The 20,213-nt window shown below is 36.1% G+C and carries 20 protein-coding genes; 17 read left to right on the top strand and 3 right to left on the bottom strand.

What is annotated here, in order from left to right:
• The first annotated feature begins 59 nt into the window (after positions 1-59).
• From I4V44_RS00905 to I4V44_RS00880, 7 genes are all read left to right on the top strand, one after another.
• On the top strand, positions 60-1,334 hold the full coding sequence (locus I4V44_RS00905) for an ABC transporter substrate-binding protein (protein WP_196002177.1): 1,275 nt from the start codon (positions 60-62) through the stop codon (positions 1,332-1,334).
• Positions 1,335-1,350: 16 nt separating this feature from the next.
• Positions 1,351-2,238: a carbohydrate ABC transporter permease gene (locus I4V44_RS00900; RefSeq protein WP_196002176.1), complete on the top strand. Its 888-nt coding sequence runs from the start codon at positions 1,351-1,353 to the stop codon at positions 2,236-2,238.
• A complete protein-coding gene (locus I4V44_RS00895) occupies positions 2,235-3,077 on the top strand; it encodes a carbohydrate ABC transporter permease (RefSeq protein ID WP_196002175.1) in 843 nt (280 codons plus the stop codon). Before I4V44_RS00900 ends, I4V44_RS00895 begins: the two co-directional genes overlap by 4 nt.
• A gap of 50 nt (positions 3,078-3,127) precedes the next feature.
• The gene (locus tag I4V44_RS00890) at positions 3,128-4,801 is read left to right on the top strand and encodes a glycoside hydrolase family 13 protein (RefSeq protein WP_196002174.1); all 1,674 of its coding nucleotides are present in this window, start codon (positions 3,128-3,130) and stop codon (positions 4,799-4,801) included.
• A 407-nt stretch (positions 4,802-5,208) separates the two neighbouring features.
• On the top strand, positions 5,209-5,340 hold the full coding sequence (locus I4V44_RS18010) for a DUF6783 domain-containing protein (protein WP_334297951.1): 132 nt from the start codon (positions 5,209-5,211) through the stop codon (positions 5,338-5,340).
• A gap of 53 nt (positions 5,341-5,393) precedes the next feature.
• Entirely contained in the window at positions 5,394-5,843 is a 450-nt protein-coding gene (locus I4V44_RS00885; protein ID WP_196002173.1) for a hypothetical protein, read from the top strand.
• Between the two features lie 6 nt (positions 5,844-5,849).
• Positions 5,850-7,058: a serine/threonine protein kinase gene (locus I4V44_RS00880; RefSeq protein ID WP_196002172.1), complete on the top strand. Its 1,209-nt coding sequence runs from the start codon at positions 5,850-5,852 to the stop codon at positions 7,056-7,058.
• Between the two features lie 99 nt (positions 7,059-7,157).
• Here I4V44_RS00880 and I4V44_RS00875 read toward each other — a convergent pair whose 3' ends face one another.
• A complete protein-coding gene (locus I4V44_RS00875; protein ID WP_196002171.1) occupies positions 7,158-7,418 on the bottom strand; it encodes a helix-turn-helix domain-containing protein in 261 nt (86 codons plus the stop codon).
• 290 nt (positions 7,419-7,708) lie between these two features.
• Here I4V44_RS00875 and I4V44_RS00870 point away from each other — a divergent pair, with 290 nt between their 5' ends.
• The 3 genes from I4V44_RS00870 (at position 7,709) to I4V44_RS00860 (ending at position 11,348) form a co-directional block, all read left to right on the top strand.
• Entirely contained in the window at positions 7,709-9,007 is a 1,299-nt protein-coding gene (locus tag I4V44_RS00870) for a hypothetical protein (RefSeq protein WP_196002170.1), read from the top strand.
• A gap of 255 nt (positions 9,008-9,262) precedes the next feature.
• Positions 9,263-10,294: a hypothetical protein gene (locus I4V44_RS00865; RefSeq protein ID WP_196002169.1), complete on the top strand. Its 1,032-nt coding sequence runs from the start codon at positions 9,263-9,265 to the stop codon at positions 10,292-10,294.
• 52 nt (positions 10,295-10,346) lie between these two features.
• Positions 10,347-11,348, top strand: a complete 1,002-nt coding sequence (locus I4V44_RS00860; protein ID WP_196002168.1) for a hypothetical protein — start codon at positions 10,347-10,349, stop codon at positions 11,346-11,348.
• 393 nt (positions 11,349-11,741) lie between these two features.
• Here the strand turns inward: I4V44_RS00860 and I4V44_RS00855 are convergent, their stop codons facing one another.
• Positions 11,742-12,059, bottom strand: a complete 318-nt coding sequence (locus I4V44_RS00855; RefSeq protein ID WP_182437289.1) for a helix-turn-helix domain-containing protein — start codon at positions 12,057-12,059, stop codon at positions 11,742-11,744.
• A gap of 232 nt (positions 12,060-12,291) precedes the next feature.
• Between I4V44_RS00855 and I4V44_RS00850 the strand changes: the two genes are divergently transcribed.
• The 6 genes from I4V44_RS00850 (at position 12,292) to I4V44_RS17460 (ending at position 19,056) form a co-directional block, all read left to right on the top strand.
• A complete protein-coding gene (locus I4V44_RS00850; protein WP_196002167.1) occupies positions 12,292-14,565 on the top strand; it encodes a hypothetical protein in 2,274 nt (757 codons plus the stop codon).
• Positions 14,565-15,611: a TRAFAC clade GTPase domain-containing protein gene (locus I4V44_RS00845; protein WP_196002166.1), complete on the top strand. Its 1,047-nt coding sequence runs from the start codon at positions 14,565-14,567 to the stop codon at positions 15,609-15,611. The genes I4V44_RS00850 and I4V44_RS00845 overlap by 1 nt, the downstream gene beginning before the upstream one ends.
• A 12-nt stretch (positions 15,612-15,623) precedes the next feature.
• Positions 15,624-16,340: a hypothetical protein gene (locus I4V44_RS00840; RefSeq protein ID WP_118593018.1), complete on the top strand. Its 717-nt coding sequence runs from the start codon at positions 15,624-15,626 to the stop codon at positions 16,338-16,340.
• Between the two features lie 272 nt (positions 16,341-16,612).
• Positions 16,613-17,488 (top strand): hypothetical protein, encoded by an 876-nt coding sequence (locus I4V44_RS00835; RefSeq protein ID WP_118569804.1) that lies wholly within the window; start codon positions 16,613-16,615, stop codon positions 17,486-17,488.
• A gap of 77 nt (positions 17,489-17,565) precedes the next feature.
• The gene (locus I4V44_RS00830; RefSeq protein WP_196002165.1) at positions 17,566-18,027 is read left to right on the top strand and encodes a hypothetical protein; all 462 of its coding nucleotides are present in this window, start codon (positions 17,566-17,568) and stop codon (positions 18,025-18,027) included.
• Positions 18,028-18,069: 42 nt separating this feature from the next.
• Positions 18,070-19,056, top strand: a complete 987-nt coding sequence (locus I4V44_RS17460; protein WP_243280157.1) for an SH3 domain-containing protein — start codon at positions 18,070-18,072, stop codon at positions 19,054-19,056.
• A gap of 129 nt (positions 19,057-19,185) precedes the next feature.
• Here I4V44_RS17460 and I4V44_RS00820 read toward each other — a convergent pair whose 3' ends face one another.
• Positions 19,186-19,635 carry a DUF5684 domain-containing protein gene (locus I4V44_RS00820; RefSeq protein ID WP_196002164.1) on the bottom strand — a complete coding sequence of 150 codons (450 nt, stop codon included), beginning with the start codon at positions 19,633-19,635 and terminating at the stop codon, positions 19,186-19,188.
• Between the two features lie 367 nt (positions 19,636-20,002).
• Here I4V44_RS00820 and I4V44_RS00815 point away from each other — a divergent pair, with 367 nt between their 5' ends.
• Positions 20,003-20,194, top strand: coding sequence for a hypothetical protein (locus I4V44_RS00815; RefSeq protein WP_055059284.1), 192 nt, complete (start codon positions 20,003-20,005; stop codon positions 20,192-20,194).
• The last annotated feature ends 19 nt before the right edge of the window (positions 20,195-20,213 follow it).

Genomic DNA, 20,213 nt, shown 5'->3' with positions numbered 1-20,213 from the left:
GAAAACAGAGGTTGCGCAGCCTTCGTAGTTAATGAAAATTAAATTATGGAGGAGAAAAAATGTATAAAAAAATAATAAGCACATTGGTAATTGGTACTTTGCTTGCCGGCGCATTAACAGGATGCGGCGGTTCATCTGACGCAGGATCTTCAGCGAAAAGTTCAGGTAAAACAGAACTGGAACTTTTTTCCACAAAACCTGAGAACAAGGATACGATTCAGAAACTGGTAGACAAATATAATGAAAGCCATGACGATGTGACAGTAAAGGTTACTGCTCCGCCGGATGCAGGAACAGTATTAAAGACCAGAATGGCAAAGAATGATATGCCAGACATCGTAGCAATGGGTGGAGATAATAACTACACTGAGGTTGAGGGTGCAGGTATGCTGCTTGATCTGGGTGATCAGGATTATATCAAGGATGTACAGGAAGCCTATATTGAGATGGTTTACGATGTAAATAAGGACAAAGAAGAGACAATATATGGTGTTCCTTTTGCCACAAATGCTTCCGGTGTTATCTACAATACAGAGAAATTCGAAGAGCTTGGACTGGAAGTTCCGAAGACCTGGGATGAGTTTATAGACATTCTGCAGAAAATCAAAGATGCAGGCGAGCAGCCATTACTGATGACTTATAAAGATGCATGGACAGCAAATGCACCATGGAATTCCATGGCAGCAGACCTTGCACCGGAGAGCTTCGCAGATGACCGCAAAGCAGGAAAGACAACATTTGTGGGAACTCATGAGGAGATTACAGAGAAATATCTGACACTTCTTGATTATGCACAGGATGATTTCATGGGACTTAGCTATGATGATGGAAATAAGAAATTTGCCAATGGTGACGCTGTAATGATCATCAACGGAAACTGGGCAATCAGCCAGTACCGTAATGCTAATCCGGATGTAAAAGTAAACATGTTTGCACTGCCGTCTTCCAATGATGAATCCCAGAACAAGGTTACCTCAGGTGTGGATGTGCTTCTGGGCGTAAATAAGAACAGCTCTAATGTAGATGCAGCCAAAGATTTCGTTTCCTTTATGATGGAAAAAGAAAATATACAGACTTATATTGATGAGCAGTTCTCATTCTCAGCATTAAAGGGTGTAGAGCAGAGTGATGAAGCAGTATCAGGCGTACAGGAAGACATCAGCAATGGTAAAGTTGCTAACTTTGAAGACCACTACTACCCATCAGGATTTAATATGTCTGTACTGCTTACTGAACTTAGTTTAAATCGTGCAAATGGAATGGATGATAAGGAAAACATCGAACAGTTCCTGAAACAGTGTGACGAAAAATATGATGTTGCGAATGTAGATTAAGTGAGGGGATGAGCCTATGAAGAAAGCAGCGAATCGTAAAAGACCTGCTGTCAATAAAGTTTACTATATTTATGTTGGCATTCTTGCAGTATTATTTTTCATCTTCCATACAATTCCTTTCCTGAAAGGTGTGTTCTACAGCTTTACTGACTGGAGAGGATACGGAGACTGGAATTTCGTAGGGCTGCGTAATTACCTGCATATGTTTGTAGATGCAGATACAGGAAATGCCTACATTTTCACCTTTAAATTTGCTGTGATCACTACGATCCTGGTTAATGTGATCAGTCTTGTGCTCGCATGCGCATTAAATGCAAAGATTAAATTCAAAAATACGATTAAAGCATTTTATTTCCTGCCGTATATGCTGGGAAGTCTGATCGTGGGATTCATTTTTAACTATATTTTTGCAAACCTGGTTCCGGAGCTTGGAAAAGCTCTGGGAATCAAGGCTCTCAGTGTGAATATTCTGGGTACCAACCATGCAATCTGGGGAATCATTGCAGTATCTCTGTGGATTGGATGTGCATTTAATACACTGATCTATATTGCAGGACTCCAGTCTATTGATACAGATGTATATGAAGCTGCTGATCTGGACGGAGCTACAGGATTCAAGCGATTCAGCAAGATTACTTTTCCTCTTCTGGCACCGTCCTTTACCATTAATATGGTGCTCTCTGCCAAAGGTTACCTGATGGTTTACGATCAGATCATGGCCATGACAGATGGTGGACCTGGAACAGCAACTACTTCCATTGCAGTCCTGATTTATAAGAAAGGATTTGGCGGAGGACAGTTCGCCTACCAGTCAGCCAATGCAGTTGTGCTTTTCATCGTAGTTGTGCTGATTTCTGTATTCCAGCTGCGTATACTTGAGAAGAGAGAGGAGAAGTTAGGATGAAACAGGGTGTAGCGAAGGTAAAAGAACGTTACAACTGGCCTGTAACGATTCTTCTTATTATAGGAATTGTGCTGATTATTCTTTTGCCTCTGTATATGGCACTGATGATCGCAATCAAGGATCCGTCTGACATGAATAACATACTGGCACTGCCCAGAAAGCTGCGTCTGCAGAACTTCGTAGATGCCTGGGTGATGACAAATTTTCCACAGAAATTTTTTAACACTGCATTTATTACAGTGATCAACCTGTTCTTTACATTGATCACAAACTCCTTTGCAGCGTATGCAATAACCAGAAACAGGAAAAAGAGCAAATTCTTTTCCATTATGTACTACTACTTTATCAGTGCTATGTTTATCCCGTTCCAGGTAATCATGCTTCCATTGGTTGTACAGGCAAATGCGTTCCATCTGGATAATATTTACGGTATTACTTTTCTGTATGTTATCTTTGGTCTGCCCATGAATACCTTCCTTTATACAGGTGCAATCAAGGCGATACCGGAAGCACTGGATGAAGCAGCAATGATCGATGGTGCCAATCCCATCCAGATTTTCAGCCGGGTCATTTTCCCGGTATTAAAACCAACTACAGCAACAGTAGCAATCCTTTCCTTTATGTGGACATGGAACGACTTCAGTATGCCACTGGTACTCTTAAGTGATGAGAGCCAGCAGACCTTACAGCTTGCACAGTATGTATTCAAGAGCCAGTTTTCTGTAGACTATAATCTGGCATTTGCCTCTTATCTGCTTGTACTGGCACCTGTACTGATCGTATATATCTTCTGCCAGAAGTGGATCATGAACGGTGTTGTTGCCGGTGCAGTAAAATAACACATCAATAAACAATAAACTTGAGAAATATAAACAGGAGGCTTACGTTTATGAAGAAAACCTGGTGGAAAGAAAGTGTTGTTTACCAGATATACCCCAAAAGCTTTAAAGACAGTAATGGAGACGGAATCGGGGATATCAGAGGAATTATTGAGAAGCTTGACTATTTGAAGGAGTTAGGTGTGAATGTTCTCTGGATTTCTCCTATGCTGGAGTCTCCTCAGGATGATAACGGCTATGATATTTCTGATTACAGAAAGATCTACAAAGATTACGGAACCATGGAGGATTATGAAACTCTCCTTGCAGAAGCACACAAAAGAGGAATTAAGATTCTTATGGATCTGGTTGTAAACCATACTTCTGATGAACATTCCTGGTTTATCGAGAGCCGTAAATCCAAAGACAATCCTTACCGCGACTATTATATCTGGAGAAATCCGGTGAATGGTAAGGAACCAAATAACTGGGGCGGAGTATTTGGCGGTTCAGCCTGGGAATATGACGCACAGACAGATATGTATTATCTTCATCTGTTCTCCAAGAAGCAGCCGGATCTGAACTGGGAGAACGACAAGGTTCGCCGGGAAGTTTATGATATGATGAACTTCTGGTGTGAAAAGGGAATCGACGGTTTCCGCATGGATGTTATCAGCATGATCTCCAAAGATCAGGAATTTCCTGACGGGGAGATGAATAACGGATTGTATGGTGATTTCGGTCCGTACAGTGTTCATGGTCCAAGAATCCACGAATTCCTGCATGAAATGAATCAGGAAGTTCTTTCCAAATATGATGTGATGACTGTGGGGGAAACCTCAGGAGTTACCATTGAGGAAGCACAGAAATACGCAGGTGATGACAGAGAAGAACTGAATATGGTATTCCAGTTTGAGCATGTAGAAATCGGCGGCGGTGATTATGGCAAGTGGACCACAGAACGGTATGATTTCAAAGAGTTCAAGAAGATCATGATCAAATGGCAGGAAGAACTGGCAGGAAAAGCATGGAACAGCCTTTTCCTTGGCAACCATGACCAGCCAAGAAGTGTATCCAGATTTGGAAATGACAATCCTGCTTACCGCGATATTTCAGCCAAGATGCTGGCGACCTGTCTTCATATGATGCAGGGAACCCCTTATGTTTATCAGGGTGAAGAGCTTGGAATGACTAACATCTATTTCGACAAGCTGGAGGACTACCGCGATATCGAGAGCCTTCATTATTTCACTGAGCTGACAGAGACAGGCAGACTGACACCGGAGTATATGATGAAATGCCTGATGCTCAGAAGCCGCGATAATGCCAGAACACCTATGCAGTGGGACACTTCCGCAGGTGCAGGTTTCACTACAGGGGAACCATGGATCAAGGTAAATCCAAATTACCAGCAGATCAATGCAGCAGATCAGTTAAAAGATCCGGACTCTGTTTTCCATTATTATCAGAAGCTGATCCGTCTGCGTAAAGAAATGGACATCATTGTGTACGGAGAATTTGAGGCTCTGTACCGCGACCATGATCAGATATTCGCTTACATAAGAAAGCTTGGATCAGAGAAGCTGCTCACAGTATGCAATTTCAGTGCACAGGAAGCGGAAATGGAACTTCCGGAAACATTCGCAGAAGAAGCTCAGTGCCTGATTACGAATATGGGAAGAAAAGTATTTGACAGGAAAATCATTCTGAATCCATATGAGGCGTTTGTGCTTTACAAAAAATAAAATAGTCTGAAATAAAATACCCTTTCGTATGACATGACGGAAGGGTATTTTTGCTTTGTTAGGGCAAAGCCCTGTTTGCCATTGTGGAGTTTTTCGCTGATCCGAAAAACGGAGCTTTGGAAAACAAATAAACCACCTGCTATGCAGGTGAGTCAGCATTGCTTCAGCTTTCAGAAAAAAACCTCCGGTGGTATAATTAGAGGAGAATGCTGATAGAGTATAAAAAGTGCTTGCCAGTACATATCTTCTCGCTTTAACTTCTCATTTTAAGCTCACTTTATAGTTGATAATAGCCAACAACAGCTAAAATGGAAGTAGTCAAATGTTAAAAATTGTGATACGCTGATTGAAACGCTGGATATATTTGAAGATGTAGCAGAAGCAATGTAGGATGTGTTAGAGCGTGTTTGAAAAATCATTTCCACAATCTGTATGCCCCGCTTGGCGGTATATTTTGCCCGAATTCGGTTTCAGTAATCCGCTACGATGCCTTCATTCGGATAAAATTTTCCGTAAATTGTGACGCATATCTTGCGTAAAGTATTTTTCAAACATGCTCCAGAAGGGCGATTTATAAAAGAAAATGAATGAAATGACAAAGACGACAGAAGAATTAGAGAATGAATTAAAAAGCATAACAGATAGTATACAGCTGGAAGACTGGATAAATGCAAATAAGGATCAGAAATTGGATTTCGGAGAATGTCTTAACCATTTACTTGATGAAAAAGGCGTTAAAATGAGTGAACTCTACATGAGGAATGCGGTTGGAAAAAGTTTCACCTACTATATTCGTAATGGAGAAAAACGTCCATCAAAAAAGACTGTAATTAAAGTTGCATTTGCATTAAATGCAACCGTAGAAGAAACCAATCTTCTGTTAAAGTCATCAGGAAATAAGGAACTTTATCCAAGACAGGAAGAGGATTCTATTATAGAGTTTGGACTCAGAAATCACATGGATGTTTATCAGGTGGAGGAACTATTAAAAAAACGTGGATCCAAAATGAGTTTGTTAGATAAAGAAAAGAATAAGAAGTAAAATTATATGGAGTCGATAGAAAAACAGTTTTTCTTTTCACAATATCATGTTCTGGACTTGATAAGGGATACATCTAAAAGTAAAGTAGAAAGAGTTTTTTATAATCCACGTCAGTCTGTATGTATTCTGAAAACATATTACGATCGAGATTTAGAAGAAATATATCTAAAGCTGAAGGGCATTCATCATCCGAATCTTACAACTGTGTATGATGTTTTGTACTGTGATGGAAATACATATATTGTAGAAGAAAATATAGATGGCGAAACTCTGGCAGAATATCTACAGATAAACGGTGAATTCTCAGAAAAAGAAGTAATCTTCATAATAAAGGAAGTCTGCGCTGGTCTTGAAGTGCTTCATAATCAGAATCCACCACTGATTCACAGAGATATAAAGCCAGGCAATATTATGATGAGAAGTGACGGAAGTATTAAATTGATAGATTTCGATACAGTACGTTGTTATAAAGAAAAGGAAAGTCAGGATACAATATTGCTGGGAACGAAAGAATATGCTTCTCCGGAGCATTATGGATATGGTCAGACCGGCATTGGCAGTGATATTTATTCTATTGGTGTCACAATGCATGAAATGCTGACAGGAAAGATGTTGGAGAATCATAAGGTGATTTATAAGGGGAAGTTGCGTTCTGTGATATGCCACTGCATTCAAGTAGATTCTGCAAAAAGATTCCACTCTGTGCAGGAATTAAAAAAGACGTTGAGTACTTATGAGACCCCCTGGGGTGGACTGAGCAGGAATAGAATGAAAATAGGTATATTATGTGTTGCTTCTTTTGTGGTAATTGTGGCAGGAGCATTTTGGAAAATGAAAATAGTATCTATTGAAAAAAATGTGGCATCTCAAATGATAAGTGAAAACAAAGATGATTTTATTGGAAAAATGGGAACATATATCAGTACCCGCGGTGGCACAGAAAGCTATATTAATATGGATGTATATGATTGCGGAAATCATACCATTAACATTACTTTTAGATCTATGACACATGGTGGAGTTGTTTCTGCACAGGGAAAAATAATGGGAAAATATGTTGCAGAGGCAGAAGGAAAGAATGTTTCTTTTTCTTTGGAATGGACAGATGATGGAGAAGTTGTAGTTACGAGAAAGGGGAGCACAGGATATTCGGATTTTGATGAATTTACAGAAAATGAAACATTTATAGATAACTCTTATTATCAGGTGGGGTAGAAAATATAAGAAAAGTTCACCTAAGGTGGACGAAATTGAGAACCTATGAGTATATACTGAATATATTCATAGGTTCTTTGTTTTCAAATCGACAATGACTTATGAAGTACTATTGTCAGGTGCTGATTCTGCGGAGGAATTAGAGGGCTTCCGCGGGTAGGCATCCTTAACATCCGTGAGTCCGGCCAGATAATCCATGCTTGTATTGAGTGCAAGAGCAATCCGTCGGCATTGTTCAAAGGTATAGTACCGCTTGCCGTTTTCAATTTTTGAATAATCACTCTGATCAATACCGGTAAGATGTTGCATTTTTATCTGCGTGTAGCCTCGCTCGCGGCGTAACTCTTTTAAACGTGACATATACACCTCCTTTTATAAGAATTATGGCATAATGACCTGTTGACTTTAGGGACTAATTGACCTATTATAAAGTAAGAAATACAATAAAATAATAACTAAGAAAATATCTACATTATTTAACCGAATCAAGTAAGTCCACTGCGAAGCATTTATTCGCTGTAGAGCTACGTAGCAAAGTGGATGATTTTATCCGCTTGACTGTATTTCCGTATTCCCTGAGAATATTCAGAAATGGTAAGAGTATCAATAGTAATCCATGGAAGATTTATTAAAAATATGAAGGAAAAAGTATGGATAATAGAGAAATTAAAATTGAATTAAGTGAAGCAAATCGAAAATTATTACAAAGTGAAGACCGATGTGATAAATATGATTATATTGCAGCGGTAGTCTGTGGGGCTATTGGAGGAATGATTGATATATTTGGAGTCGGAAGTCCTGGAGATAGTGCGTTAGGAACATGGACAGATCAACAAGTTGATAAAGCAGTAATGGCTTTTTCCAGAAAAATGGGTTGGAATCCGAAGGAAAAAAATGTGGATAATGTTAAATCAGCAATCGGATTTTTAGAGCGAAATTCAAGAGTAAATTATGATCAGAGAAAGCCAGGGGATGTCAATGATCTGTTTAATATTGCACCAAAAACTCATCATATGATGTCTTTGGCACATTCTCCGGATGTTGTGGGATTGTTCTTTTCGATTTTGAATCAATTTGCTTCAAAATCAACGTTTGTTGTAAATGGACGCTTAGTCACAATTTCTACTGATACATTTGAATTAAAAGGTGGAAATTTTATTATGAAAATAATGTGTGGAGTTTCTAACTGGATCATTCATTTAATGTCTGATATAGCGGGAAGTTCAGGAGCACATGGCAGAGGAACCGGTATTGTAATGCCGTTTTATGAATTCTTTGGTTTTTGTAAAAATGGAAGCTTTAATTATAAAAATGAAAAGAAGAATCTGGCAGAAATTGCTCAGATAGCATTTACACAGGGATATGATTTCAGGTTTGGAATGGCACAGGCTATTCCTGTAATAGTTACAGAACTGACAATTCGGCTTATTTGGATGTTAAGAAGATATATTCAATATCATAAACCACTTAAAGAGTGTATTCCTACTTCTAAAAATGCGGATTTGCGAGTGATGCTTTTGATCGGAAATGGTACGTTATGTGTAATAGATGGGATTGATGCAGGAATCAGATCCGGCGGGAACTTTTTGGCATTTTTCATGCGCATGAATTTATGTGCATGGGTAAGATTGACAACATTAGTTTTGAAAGAAGTTTGTATCAGAGTAGGCTTGTCAAACGCTGTTCAAAGGCAGCTTGATGCATATAAAAGAATCAATGAATTGCTGGTACAGTATTTAGAACAGTTGAGACAGATTGATTTGGAACAGTATAAAAAAGAAACTTCTAAGTTTGAAAAGGTTATAACAGTATTTGTAAAGGCAGAGTCAGAAAAAGAACTGAACAGATTGTTGCTTGAAGAATTTGAAAAACTAGGAATTAAGAAACCATGGGAGGGAGATTTTAATGAACATATGTCAAATAAACATGGAAAGTTGGTATTTGAATAGTGTTTGAATGTGATAAATGTGGGTGTTGCTGTAGAAATCTTGGTAAATCAAAAATATATAGTGAATTGGACAAAGGAGATGGAACATGCAAATATTTAGTTGGGAATTTGTGTTCAATATATGATTTCAGACCATTATTGTGCAGAGTTGATGAGTGTTATGAGAAATTTTTTAAAGACACAATGTCACTGGAAGAATATTATAAAGCAAATTATGATGCTTGTAATAAAATGAAAAAATAGGAAGGAGAAAAATATGCCAATACCATTTATTTTAGGGGGATTAGCTGCAGCCGCAGGGGTAGCAGGTGTTGTTAATGGAGTAAAAGGTGCATCAAAGATGAAGGATGCAAATGATACGATGAAAAGGGCGGAGTCGCGACATAAAGCTAATATTGAAAAATTTGAAAGTAAAAACAGAATTACCTGTAGTAAAATGGATGAAGTAGGAACAAGAGAGCTGACTATTTTAAAGAGTTTTCAACAATTCTCAGATGTACTTGAAAGAATTCAGGGAAGACCAGAATTTAAAGGATATAAGAAGAATGATGTTGAATTACCGAAATATGATGCTGAAGAATTGAAGAATGTATCAGTTGGTGCAGGTGTTCTTCTGGGAGGTATTACAGGTGCTGCTGTTGGAACAGCAGGAGGATTTGCGGCGGCAGGTGCTACTACAGCTGCAGTAATGGCTTTGGGAACAGCATCTACAGGAACTGCGATAGCAAGTCTTTCAGGTGTTGCTGCCACAAATGCTACATTAGCGGCACTTGGCGGAGGATCATTAGCTGCCGGAGGCGGTGGAATGGCACTTGGAAGTACAATTTTAGGCGCATCGACATTAGGAGTTGGATTGCTGGTAGGTGGAGTTATTTTTAATATTGTGGGTGGTTCATTGTCTGATAAAGCTGATGAAGCATGGGCACAGATGTTGAAAGCGGAAAATGAGGTAAATGAAATATGTAGTTATTTAAATGAACTTTACTGTGTGGCAATGAACTTTAATAATAGTTTGATTACGGTAAATGCATGTTATCAAAGACATTTCGAAAAACTAAAGAGGATAGTTGTTGAAAAAAGAAAAGTTTTTTGGGATGATTTTACAGAAGAAGAAAGGACTATTACAGAAAATACAGTGCTACTGGTAGGTCTGCTCTTTAAAATGTGTAAAACTAAGCTGGTATTTAAAGATGAGGTTACAGATAATAATATTGTAAATGAATATGCTGTTAATAAAACAATACAGGATGCAAAGAAGTTTATAGCAGATAATGGTTTATATATTTAACTAAAAGTGGATGATTTTATCCGCCTGAATTTGTATAAAGGAGCAATAGAAAATGAGCAGAGAAAAAGATTTTATAAGAAAGATTTTAATATGGATATCAGTGATGACATTAACAGTATCAGGGATATTCCAGATAAATTCACAGGAGGTTCAGGCCGCTTCAGCATCAACTGCAAAGAAAGCTTATGCGGCATTTTTATCAAAATCAGTAAACTGGGATGGAAGTACTTATATCGCACCTTCTAATTTAAAATTTGGACTGACTGATATTAATAATGATTCAATTCCGGAATTATATGTATGTACAAAAAAATGGAATTACAATTACGATTACAAATTATATAGTTACGTGAATGGAAAAGTCAAATGTATTTATTCTTTTGACAGATATTATAAAATGGGACAGATATATGCCTCAAAAGGTGTATTTGTTAATGTTGGAACGGGATTGAAATATGGAAGTACAGTGTATACATATCTGAAATATTCCCGGGGAAAAGTATCAAAAAAAGCAGAAAGGATTTATTCCGGATATACAGGAAATACTACTTACTTTAACGGAATTGGTAAAGCAATTAGTTTTAAATCATACAAGAATATTTTGCAAAATCTGACTGGTGGAGCGGAATACAAAAAGGCACCTGTCTTATATGACAATACAACAGTTAACAGAAATTCGAAATTGAATACAAAAACCAGCGTATCTGAGAATCCGGTAAAGTTTAAAGTGAAAAAATTATGGGCCTTTTCTAATGGTGGATTCTATTTGAATATTACAAGTATCAGTGGAAACAAAATGAAAGTTTCTGTACATATGCCTAAGATGGATAGAAACAATATTACTGCAATTATTGATTCAAACGGAAAGAAGGCAACGGCTAAATTTACATGTTCAGATGGAGAAAGACATACATTGACATTTGTAGTTTCCGGAAATGGAATTAAGGTCACTGAGAAATCCTATTGTGATCAGAAACTTATTGGGTGGTCTTCAGCAGACAAATATGAGACTACGATTACACATGGATTTTATCCACAATCACACTTTTATTAAATAAAAAAATTATAGAAAAGTAGAAGAAAGAAAAAAGAGCGGATAATAAACGGGATAGTTTATTATCTTGAATTAAATCTTTCGGTATAAGAAGAATCACGACCATCAGCTAAGCCGGTGGTCGTGATTCTTTGATAATGAGAATTTAACCGAATCAAGTAAGCACTGCTTCAATTAAGAATATCTGCTTGATCTTATTCTATTTTTTCTGGCAATGGGGTTTGGATATATCCTGTTAAAATATTTTGTGAATATCAGTATGCGGGCAGCAATAGATCAATATGCATTAAATATATACTGCCAGTGAATGAAATGAAAAGATGAGTAAGTTATAATAAGCAATGAAGGAAAAGAAAAATATTGAAGTTCAAATTGCTATTGTCCAGGGAAGGTTCAATCACTGGACAGTAGCAGACCGATAATATTTATCACAGCTGCTCTCTGAGCAGGAGTCAGCAGATTCCACTGTGACAGCATATTTTTTTCTTCTTCAGTCATGGAAACCAGAACATCTGTATCATTAAAGAATTCTGCCAGAGTAATACCAAAGGTCTGGCATATAATTTCAAGTTTGTCTATGGGTGGCATAAGATTTTTCCGGTACCACGTGGAAATAGTAGATTGTGGAATACCGGACAATTTGGAAAGACGATATGTTGTCCATCCCCGTTCTTCCCGTAAAGAGGTTATTTTTTCTAATACATCAAACAATTTTGCATCTCCTTTAATTCCATATTACGTTAATAATATTTCGACAAATTACTTTACAATAGGTGTTAAAAGACGTAAAATTATTATCGTAAATACAAATTATTTAAAACTATCAAATAGTATATCGGAAAACGGATTAAGTATGAGGAAAATCTGAGAATTGGAAAATAGTTCTCAGGGTGAAACGGATGTAGAAAATTCGTTTAATAGTAAAATGGGAGGGAGATTTAATATGGATATAGCCGAAAAAATTAATGAGATAGTGAAAAAAAGGCAGGAAAAAATACCGCAGATTATACAAATGCAGCAACGATTAACCCAAATAAATAAGGTGGTTGCGGATCTGGAAAACACATGTCAGGAAATGCTCGAAAAAAATCTTGAAAGCAGTGTCTGCATAGCAAAAGAAAATCTTACTATTTTTGAACAATTGAGGACAATTGATACAGCAACATTTCATAATTATTATGATAATGTTCAGGATTTACTGGAACAGTTGAAAATCCGATTTTCAAGAAAACAGATACATATTAGTTTTGTAGGGCGTGCAGGACAGGGAAAAAGTCTTGTAATGCAGAATATAAGTGGACTTTCTGGAGAGATTATTCCCTCTTCGAATGGAGAGGACTGTACAGGTGCAAAATCAATTATCACAAATTCTGGCGATGATACTGTAACTGCGGAAATTACATTTTATACACGAAAAGAATATAAAGATATTGTAAATAAATATTTGAGTGAAATATTTGGAAAAGATGTTTATGAGATAGATTCAGTTGATGAGATTGAGGAACTGAAACAGAAACAATTGCAGTCAAAAATAGATATTACAAGTGCTCAGAAACAGTCTTTATATTTACAGCTTGAAAAATATATAGAACATAGTGCGGAAGTAATCCCGTTGCTTGGAAGTGTAAAGAAAATACCGGCAGAGGAAATTGAAAGTTATGTTGCTCAGTATAACAGTAAATATAAAGAGCAGAAGTATTTTACATATCTTGGAGTGAAAGTTGCTAATATCCTGTGTGCATTTCCATATAAAGACTGCGGGAAAATAGTACTTGTAGATACAATTGGTCTGGGAGCAACGGCACTTGATATTCGGGAGCAGATGTTGGAGACAGTAAGTAATGACAGTGATGTTATTTTGCTGATGACGCGTCCGGACGCACAGCGTCCTCGTATTGAACAGGATGACATTGATATTGTAAATGATATAAGTAAAAAAATGACAGCAGATTATACCAGACGTATGTTGTTCTGGATTATTAATGAAGTAAACAGTGATGTCTCTAATAATACAGCAGGAATTCCGTTTATTATGGAAACATTGAAAAAAATGCCGGATTTCCCGGTTGCGGATAAATTACGGGTGGATTGTAAAGATAAAGAAACTGTAGAGAAAAAACTTCTGGTTCCTGTTCTTGAAAAGTTATCAAGTAATTTACCGGAAATGGATGACGTATTATTAGGTAAGGCGGAAAAAAGCCTGTATAGGCTTTATCAGGAATATCATCTTATTGCAAATAGGATTGGGGAAACATTTAAAGCATCTGTGGATGAAGATGCAAAGAGAGAATTTGACAGTAAAATCGTTGATATTATAGGTGAAATGACTAATTCTGTACGGGAATTGTATTTAGAAGGTGGACCTTATGGAAAAGAAAGACGGAATGTATGTGAAAGTTTAAAAACAGCGTCAGAAGAAAAATTAAAAAATATATTAAAGTTGGTTCCTGAAAAAGAAACTGTTATGGAAGTATTAAATGTGGGAACAAAGAATCAGCTTAATGTATATGAAATATTCACAAATCAGATACGCATTGCTATTATTGATGATTTTCTTAAATTGAATGTTACTTTGCATGATCTGGTAAAGAAAATGAAACAGGACGTTTTATATTGTCTCGCAGATGAAACCCAGGGAAAACTTGGAAGATTATTTAATGCATCAACAGAAAATGAAGATGAATGGCTAGAAAAAATGATTTCCTATCTCAGTGGTTATCCCAGATATAAATTAATCGTGGAGGCACTAAAAAAATTAGCTGATTTTGATTTGAAAATGGAGAGTTATCTGATTTATCGTGTAAGAAATCATTTAGATGTCATTGATTTAAGTGTGCTTGGACAGGTGACTATAAAGGGAAAGAAAAAAGAAGAACAGGCGGACGATATTATATTCTGGCTGGAACATAATCTGGAAATTGTTTACAAATCAATTAAAGAAGAACTGGAACCCTTATATAGTTATCCTAATAGTGCATTATGGGCTGTAGTAAAGGATTTTTATGACCGTATTGTATGTGCTAAAGATGGAAAACGAGAAGTAACAGATGAATGGAGATACCTGTATGAAGATTCTATACCATGTATCTGGGAAGATGAATATCTTGAATATCAGCAACAAAAAGGTGTTAGTGATAAATGGAATTTTCTGGTGAATAAAATTCGCAAATATGATGATAAAAATCAATTTGAATTTACATATATGGAGGTAGAGTAATGGCTGCGAAAAATGCATTAAAAGTACAGGTTATGATGGTTGGAGGGCGCCGTTGTGGAAAGACTAGTGTTCTTGCTGCCATGAAATCAAATTTTGAACAACAGTTTGCAGAAACTGATCTGACTATGTCCTATGCTGATTTAGAAACATTAAGTATTTTAGAAGAAAAAAATAATGAGATAGAAGAATATTTTCTTGGAAGCGACAATCGTACTTTTTCACCAGATAGTAATCCTACAGCAGAGATGACGACATATTCATTGGAAGTAGGAATTAAAGATAAGCGGGACAGTATGCAGGTTAATTTTGTGGATTATCCAGGAGAGTGGTTAGCCGATAAGGAACACGAGAATCTTTTGTTTGAAACGATGAAAAAAAGTCAGGTTTTAATGATTGCTATTGATACGCCACATATGATGGAAGAAGAGGGAAAATATAATGAACGACGCAATTTTTGTCATAGGACAGGAGAAATGATAAAAATGGCTTTGGAAAAGGCTCGTCCACAGAGAATGCTAGTGCTATTTGTTCCACTGAAGTGTGAGAGATATTTGAAAGATAATAAAATGGATAAGGTACTTACTGCAACAATGCAATCATATGAAGAATTAATTAGATACTTTAAAAAAAATCCGACCAAGTATGAAGTTGCTATTACTCCGATTTTTACACTTGGAAAGGCATATTTTAGTCATTTTGAAAGAGATAGAGAAAGTGGTGATGTCAAGATAAATCGTCAGTTTGGCACTCCGAAAAAGGCGATTTATTGTTTTGATGATAATGCTGGCAGAAAACCAGAACCCAAGCATTGTGAGCAACCATTAGTATATTTGTTGACATATCTCATGTACCTTTCCGAAAAAAATAAAAAAAGTATATTAAAGAAAAGTTTATGGGACTGGATTATAGAAGCAATGATGGAACTTTTTTTAAAACATTCAAGTCCTGAAGATTATCAAAATCAGAAAAAACTGTTATTGAAGAAATTAAAAAAATCAGGAGAAGGATATCGCATTCTTCAGGATCCTATGAAATTTGATGAATAGGGAGTGGATATTATGCAAATCTATTATTATTGTAGTTATGAAGGTTCTCCGGCAGGATATCATATTGGTAAAGTTGAAACTTCTTCGTATGATATTGATTTACAGGAACCAAGTTGCGATAAAATAAATCCATTTATACAGCAGTGTTTTGAAAATGGAATAGTCAGAGGAGGATATGGCAAGATTCCCGAAAGTGCAGATACGTATTTCTTATTAAAGAAAAAGTTTACTGCAACAAAGGAAAACGTGAAATATTATATTAATTTTGCCATTGTTACAGATGAGTGGACAGAATTTGAAGCATTAATGCAGAAGGAAAATACAGAAACTGAAATTATAAATAATTATTTGGAAAGCATTAAACCAGATACTCTTTTTTACTTTGGATATCGCATTCAGACGGAAAAAATAAAAAAAATCAGTTCCTGTGGATATGGAAGTATTTTCAACATAAATCATGATTATCTTAATATGGTTAAACAAAAAGACGCAGTGTTTATAGAAACGTCTACAGGAGTTCCGGATATGGAAACATTAGAAAAAAATCTACAATTAAGAAAAAAAATAGATGAGAAGGGGATAGAAAGGTGTAAAATAGCAGAAAAGCTATTTTGTTACAAAAAAAAAACTACGATTTATATGAAGAGTATGATTATAATTCTGGTGATTTTTCTTGGGATAATATGGATAATGAGCCAAAATTTTCTGGAGAATGGAGGAATGAAATAATAAGTGAAGTAAAAATAATAGGAAAAAGAATTAAGAATAGGACTGTTGAAAAAATTAAAGAGAAATTTGAGGAGCAAGAATAGAGTTTATATAACGGGAGAGAAGATTTAATTCTTTTGAACTTCTATTAATTTTTATAGAAGTGTTGCGAACAAAATGGGGAGAAAAGTATTTGGAAATATTTTTCTTCCCGTTTTAGCATAAATAAGTAACACATTGAAGTTCAACTTAGAAAGACGTAAAAAATTATTACTGAGGGAGAAGAAAAAACTATGAAATATTTAATACATACAGAAGGGAAAATTGTTAATTTACAAGGAAAATCGTATAGAGTTAAAGCCTCTACAAAAGAAGAAGCACAACAGCTGGCGAGAGAACAATTTATAGAGGAATATGGTTGTAATGGAGAAATTTATACCAGTAAAGCCATAAAAACTAAAGTAGTTACAGCCGGTTCCATAATCGGTATGCTGATTGCAGTTTTATTATCTTTTATTAACTGGAAATCAGAACATGCAACGATCTCCATAAAACCAGATCTTATTTCAACTGTAATGGCAATTGTGATATATTCAGCTTATGTTATTAGGTTTAAAGGGTTGCAGAGAATGTCAGATTGTACAGATTGGATTTTTTTTATATTGTCAGTTTTATTATTGTCTTCATTTATTCAGAGTATTTTGTCCAGTCGGGAATTTCAAATTCCTATTATAGGGACATATATTGACTGCAGAATGCTTTTTGTATTGGCAATGATTTTATCCTGGCTAGGTTTAAAAATTCTAAGCGTTGGATGTATGGCATTTATAGTTCTTTGTGGATTTTTTAAAATCATAAGCTTGAATGTAGCTATGGGAAATATATGGGGAACCGTTTATGCAATGGGTGCAGCAGTTGGGATTATACTTTATCTGGTGATTGAACCGGCGATTCAGGAGATGCTTCCATATTATCATAAATGTGCACAACGTACTTTTATGGGAATGAAAGACAACATTTATGAGGCTGGGAAAGAGGCTAGATTAGCAGGCGAGAAGCTAACTGATTATGGAAAACAGACAATATCAACTGTAAAAAAACAAAATTGTAAAAAAGAAATATCTAAGACCTCAGACACAAATCATCAGATTCAAGATTCTCAGAAATAAAGTTTACATAGTTCAAAAAATGAAAATCAAAAAACAAAAGAAAAAATACAGAAATTAAATTCAACAGGAGAAAATTAATGTGGAAAATAATAGCAAGTATTGCAGTAGCTTTGTTGGTAGCAACATTGATTTTTGGAGGAGGATATGCATGTGGAAATTTGTCTAAAACGAAAGACAAATCAGGTGTAGAAAATGATATTGCTGAAAAAAAAGAAGACGAACGATATCTTACAATCATAAACGAAACAGGACAAATTATAAATGAAGTTTATATTACTGTAGGTGAAGGAACAGAAATTAATGCAGCGCATAAAGTGAATCCTAAAAAAGAAAGTTTTTCAGTAAAAATTCCGGATGACTATGACGAATATTCAATATTTCATGTAACATTAAAGGACAGATATGGATTTTTATATGAAAAAGAAATATCAGATGTAAAAGAAAAGGGAAGAACAGAAGTAAAGTTGACAGAGAAAGATAAGGTTAAACAAAAAGGTGATTGGAAACGAAAGATAGACCAGATTTTTAATGGTGATTGATTATGGAGTATCTATAAAAAGCAATATAGGGAGAAAAATATTATGAGTAAAAAGAAAAATTTATTAAAAATATCAGTTGTTACCAGTGCGCTACTTTTAAGCAGTATTGCATTTTCTGGAAGTACTGATGTTATGGCATCCAATCCAATAAATTATAAGAATATGCCAGAGTACGCTACATATGAAAGTGTGATAGCAGATGCAGGAGCGACTGCGGGAAATTTAGGTATTTCAGTGGCATTATATGATATTGATCAGGATGGAATTAGGGAACTGATTATCTCACATGGCACGTGTCTTGCAGACTGGGTAAATGATATTTATACACTGCAAGATGGAAAATATGTAAGTATGATTGGCACAGTGGGAGATCAAGGCATGTTTTATACAGCCCCTGATGGAAATGGGATGTATTTTGTATGGGGAAAACAGGGATGTCAGAGAATTACTCGTGTTACAAAGAGTGGAAATGCTATAACAGAGACGGAAATAGAATCAAGACAGCTTGGTGAGAATGAAAATTATACTGAATTTGATAATAAGATAGAATTCCTTTCGCCATCGGATATTCCGACAGGCAGCAATTCGTATGATGTAGAAGTAACAGCCCCAGATGGCGGTGTAAACATGCGCTGTGGCGCAGGAGTGGAGTATGATAAAGTTCTTCCAGACATGATTCCAAACGGAACAGTTCTGACTGTAACTCAGGAAGCAGTGGCTTCCAATGGAAATTCATGGGGCTATACAAATTATAATGGAACATACGGATGGATTGCGCTTACTCAGGTTACTAAATATGAAGAACCAACAGAAGGTGCTCCGATTCCACATACACGTTATGTGATTAACTGCAATGAAAGTATTACTCTTCGCACAAATCCAGATGTAAATGCTGCTGAAATTTGTCAGATTCCGTTGGGAACAGCCGTTGCTACATTCGGAGATGTCGGAAACGGATTTATTTCTGTGTATTATCAAGGTTCATCTGGATATTGTCTGGCAAGTTATCTGTCTGCTCCAGTGGACTGACAATTCTGATTTTTGCTGTGAAACGGTAAAAGAATATTTTGACAACAGAATTCTATAATAAACTGTAATCTGTATATATGTAAAAATCCTCGGAACGTAAGTTCCGGGGATTTTCCATTTAATATATACTTATTTATCTGCCCCATAATATCTGTCATCGCCGAAGCCAAGGATCAGCATGAAGATTGGCTGTAAGAAAATAAGGCCAATGGCGAATCCTGTGCCTCTGCCAAAAGCTCTTGCAAGCTTAACACTGTATATAATGCTGATTATGGCAAGTATGATTTTGATCAGTACGATGATCATGGAGATCATTAAACTGTCGTTTGTTTCAAGAGTTCCCTGTAAGCAGGAAGATACGATTCCAAGAACCAATGTCAGCCAGAAATATGCAGGTTGCCATGCGATTTTATAAGAAATATAATCGCCATATATTGGAATAATACTTTTCCATCCGTCCTCTCCTGCTTTGGTAAAGATTCTCCAGTTGGCAATGATCTGCAGAAGCCACCATGCGAATGCGATCATCAGATACATACCGCCCAAGAGCATCAGACTGCTGATAGCTATAAGACCCATTTGTGTTCCTCCATTTCTTTTTGTGAGATATGATACAATGTATCATTGGTGTAGATGCGTAGTTGAGAACTATGTTTGTTCTCCTGAAGTATTTATACTAAACCCATTAAAGCATATTCTCAGGAGTTCGTCAATTATCAAAGAAGATTGTAAATTTTATATTTGATAGTTGGCTACGTTACTGTAAGGAACAAAAATAACGTTTGGCCATAAGTGAGAAAACTATTGTTGCTGTGGCGTAAAACATATACTGTCAGTGAATGAAAAGCTGATAAGAGAAGGGTATAATGAGTGTAATAAAGATGAGTGAATTATAACAATCCTCTAAATGAATTACTGAAGATTGTACATAAGTGAGGTGAAAACTATGGCAGCAATACTTATGATCGCTTACATAGCGGCAGCATATTGGGCGACTAATAAGATATGGTGGTCTAAGAAAGTGTATGTTTATTCCAATGCAACATACTTCTACATGACACGTTTTATTATCTGTATGGTTGCAGGATTTGTGACAATACCCATTGCACTGCTGCTGACATTGGTCGGTAAAAACTGAAATAAGAGGGGAAAGTAAT

The organism is Blautia sp. 1001283B150304_161114_C9 (genome assembly GCF_015668165.1).
In the GTDB taxonomy this organism is placed as follows: domain Bacteria; phylum Bacillota; class Clostridia; order Lachnospirales; family Lachnospiraceae; genus Blautia_A; species Blautia_A wexlerae.
Note: the sequence above shows the minus strand (reverse complement) of the source record. Positions and strands in the feature narration are given on the sequence as shown.

Bases quoted from the DNA above. Each gene is read 5' to 3' on its own strand.
- I4V44_RS00860 (WP_196002168.1), top strand. From the start codon at position 10,347: ATGAGCAGAGAAAAAGATTTTATAAGAAAGATTTTAATATGGATATCA.
- I4V44_RS00850 (WP_196002167.1), top strand. From the start codon at position 12,292: ATGGATATAGCCGAAAAAATTAATGAGATAGTGAAAAAAAGGCAGGAA.
- I4V44_RS00830 (WP_196002165.1), top strand. From the start codon at position 17,566: ATGTGGAAAATAATAGCAAGTATTGCAGTAGCTTTGTTGGTAGCAACA.
- I4V44_RS00875 (WP_196002171.1), bottom strand. From the start codon at position 7,418: ATGTCACGTTTAAAAGAGTTACGCCGCGAGCGAGGCTACACGCAGATA.
- I4V44_RS00840 (WP_118593018.1), top strand. From the start codon at position 15,624: ATGCAAATCTATTATTATTGTAGTTATGAAGGTTCTCCGGCAGGATAT.
- I4V44_RS00890 (WP_196002174.1), top strand. From the start codon at position 3,128: ATGAAGAAAACCTGGTGGAAAGAAAGTGTTGTTTACCAGATATACCCC.
- I4V44_RS00820 (WP_196002164.1), bottom strand. From the start codon at position 19,635: ATGGGTCTTATAGCTATCAGCAGTCTGATGCTCTTGGGCGGTATGTAT.
- I4V44_RS00905 (WP_196002177.1), top strand. From the start codon at position 60: ATGTATAAAAAAATAATAAGCACATTGGTAATTGGTACTTTGCTTGCC.
- I4V44_RS00870 (WP_196002170.1), top strand. From the start codon at position 7,709: ATGGATAATAGAGAAATTAAAATTGAATTAAGTGAAGCAAATCGAAAA.
- I4V44_RS00845 (WP_196002166.1), top strand. From the start codon at position 14,565: ATGGCTGCGAAAAATGCATTAAAAGTACAGGTTATGATGGTTGGAGGG.
- I4V44_RS00880 (WP_196002172.1), top strand. From the start codon at position 5,850: ATGGAGTCGATAGAAAAACAGTTTTTCTTTTCACAATATCATGTTCTG.
- I4V44_RS00885 (WP_196002173.1), top strand. From the start codon at position 5,394: ATGACAAAGACGACAGAAGAATTAGAGAATGAATTAAAAAGCATAACA.
- I4V44_RS00895 (WP_196002175.1), top strand. From the start codon at position 2,235: ATGAAACAGGGTGTAGCGAAGGTAAAAGAACGTTACAACTGGCCTGTA.
- I4V44_RS00900 (WP_196002176.1), top strand. From the start codon at position 1,351: ATGAAGAAAGCAGCGAATCGTAAAAGACCTGCTGTCAATAAAGTTTAC.
- I4V44_RS17460 (WP_243280157.1), top strand. From the start codon at position 18,070: ATGAGTAAAAAGAAAAATTTATTAAAAATATCAGTTGTTACCAGTGCG.
- I4V44_RS00865 (WP_196002169.1), top strand. From the start codon at position 9,263: ATGCCAATACCATTTATTTTAGGGGGATTAGCTGCAGCCGCAGGGGTA.
- I4V44_RS00835 (WP_118569804.1), top strand. From the start codon at position 16,613: ATGAAATATTTAATACATACAGAAGGGAAAATTGTTAATTTACAAGGA.
- I4V44_RS00815 (WP_055059284.1), top strand. From the start codon at position 20,003: ATGGCAGCAATACTTATGATCGCTTACATAGCGGCAGCATATTGGGCG.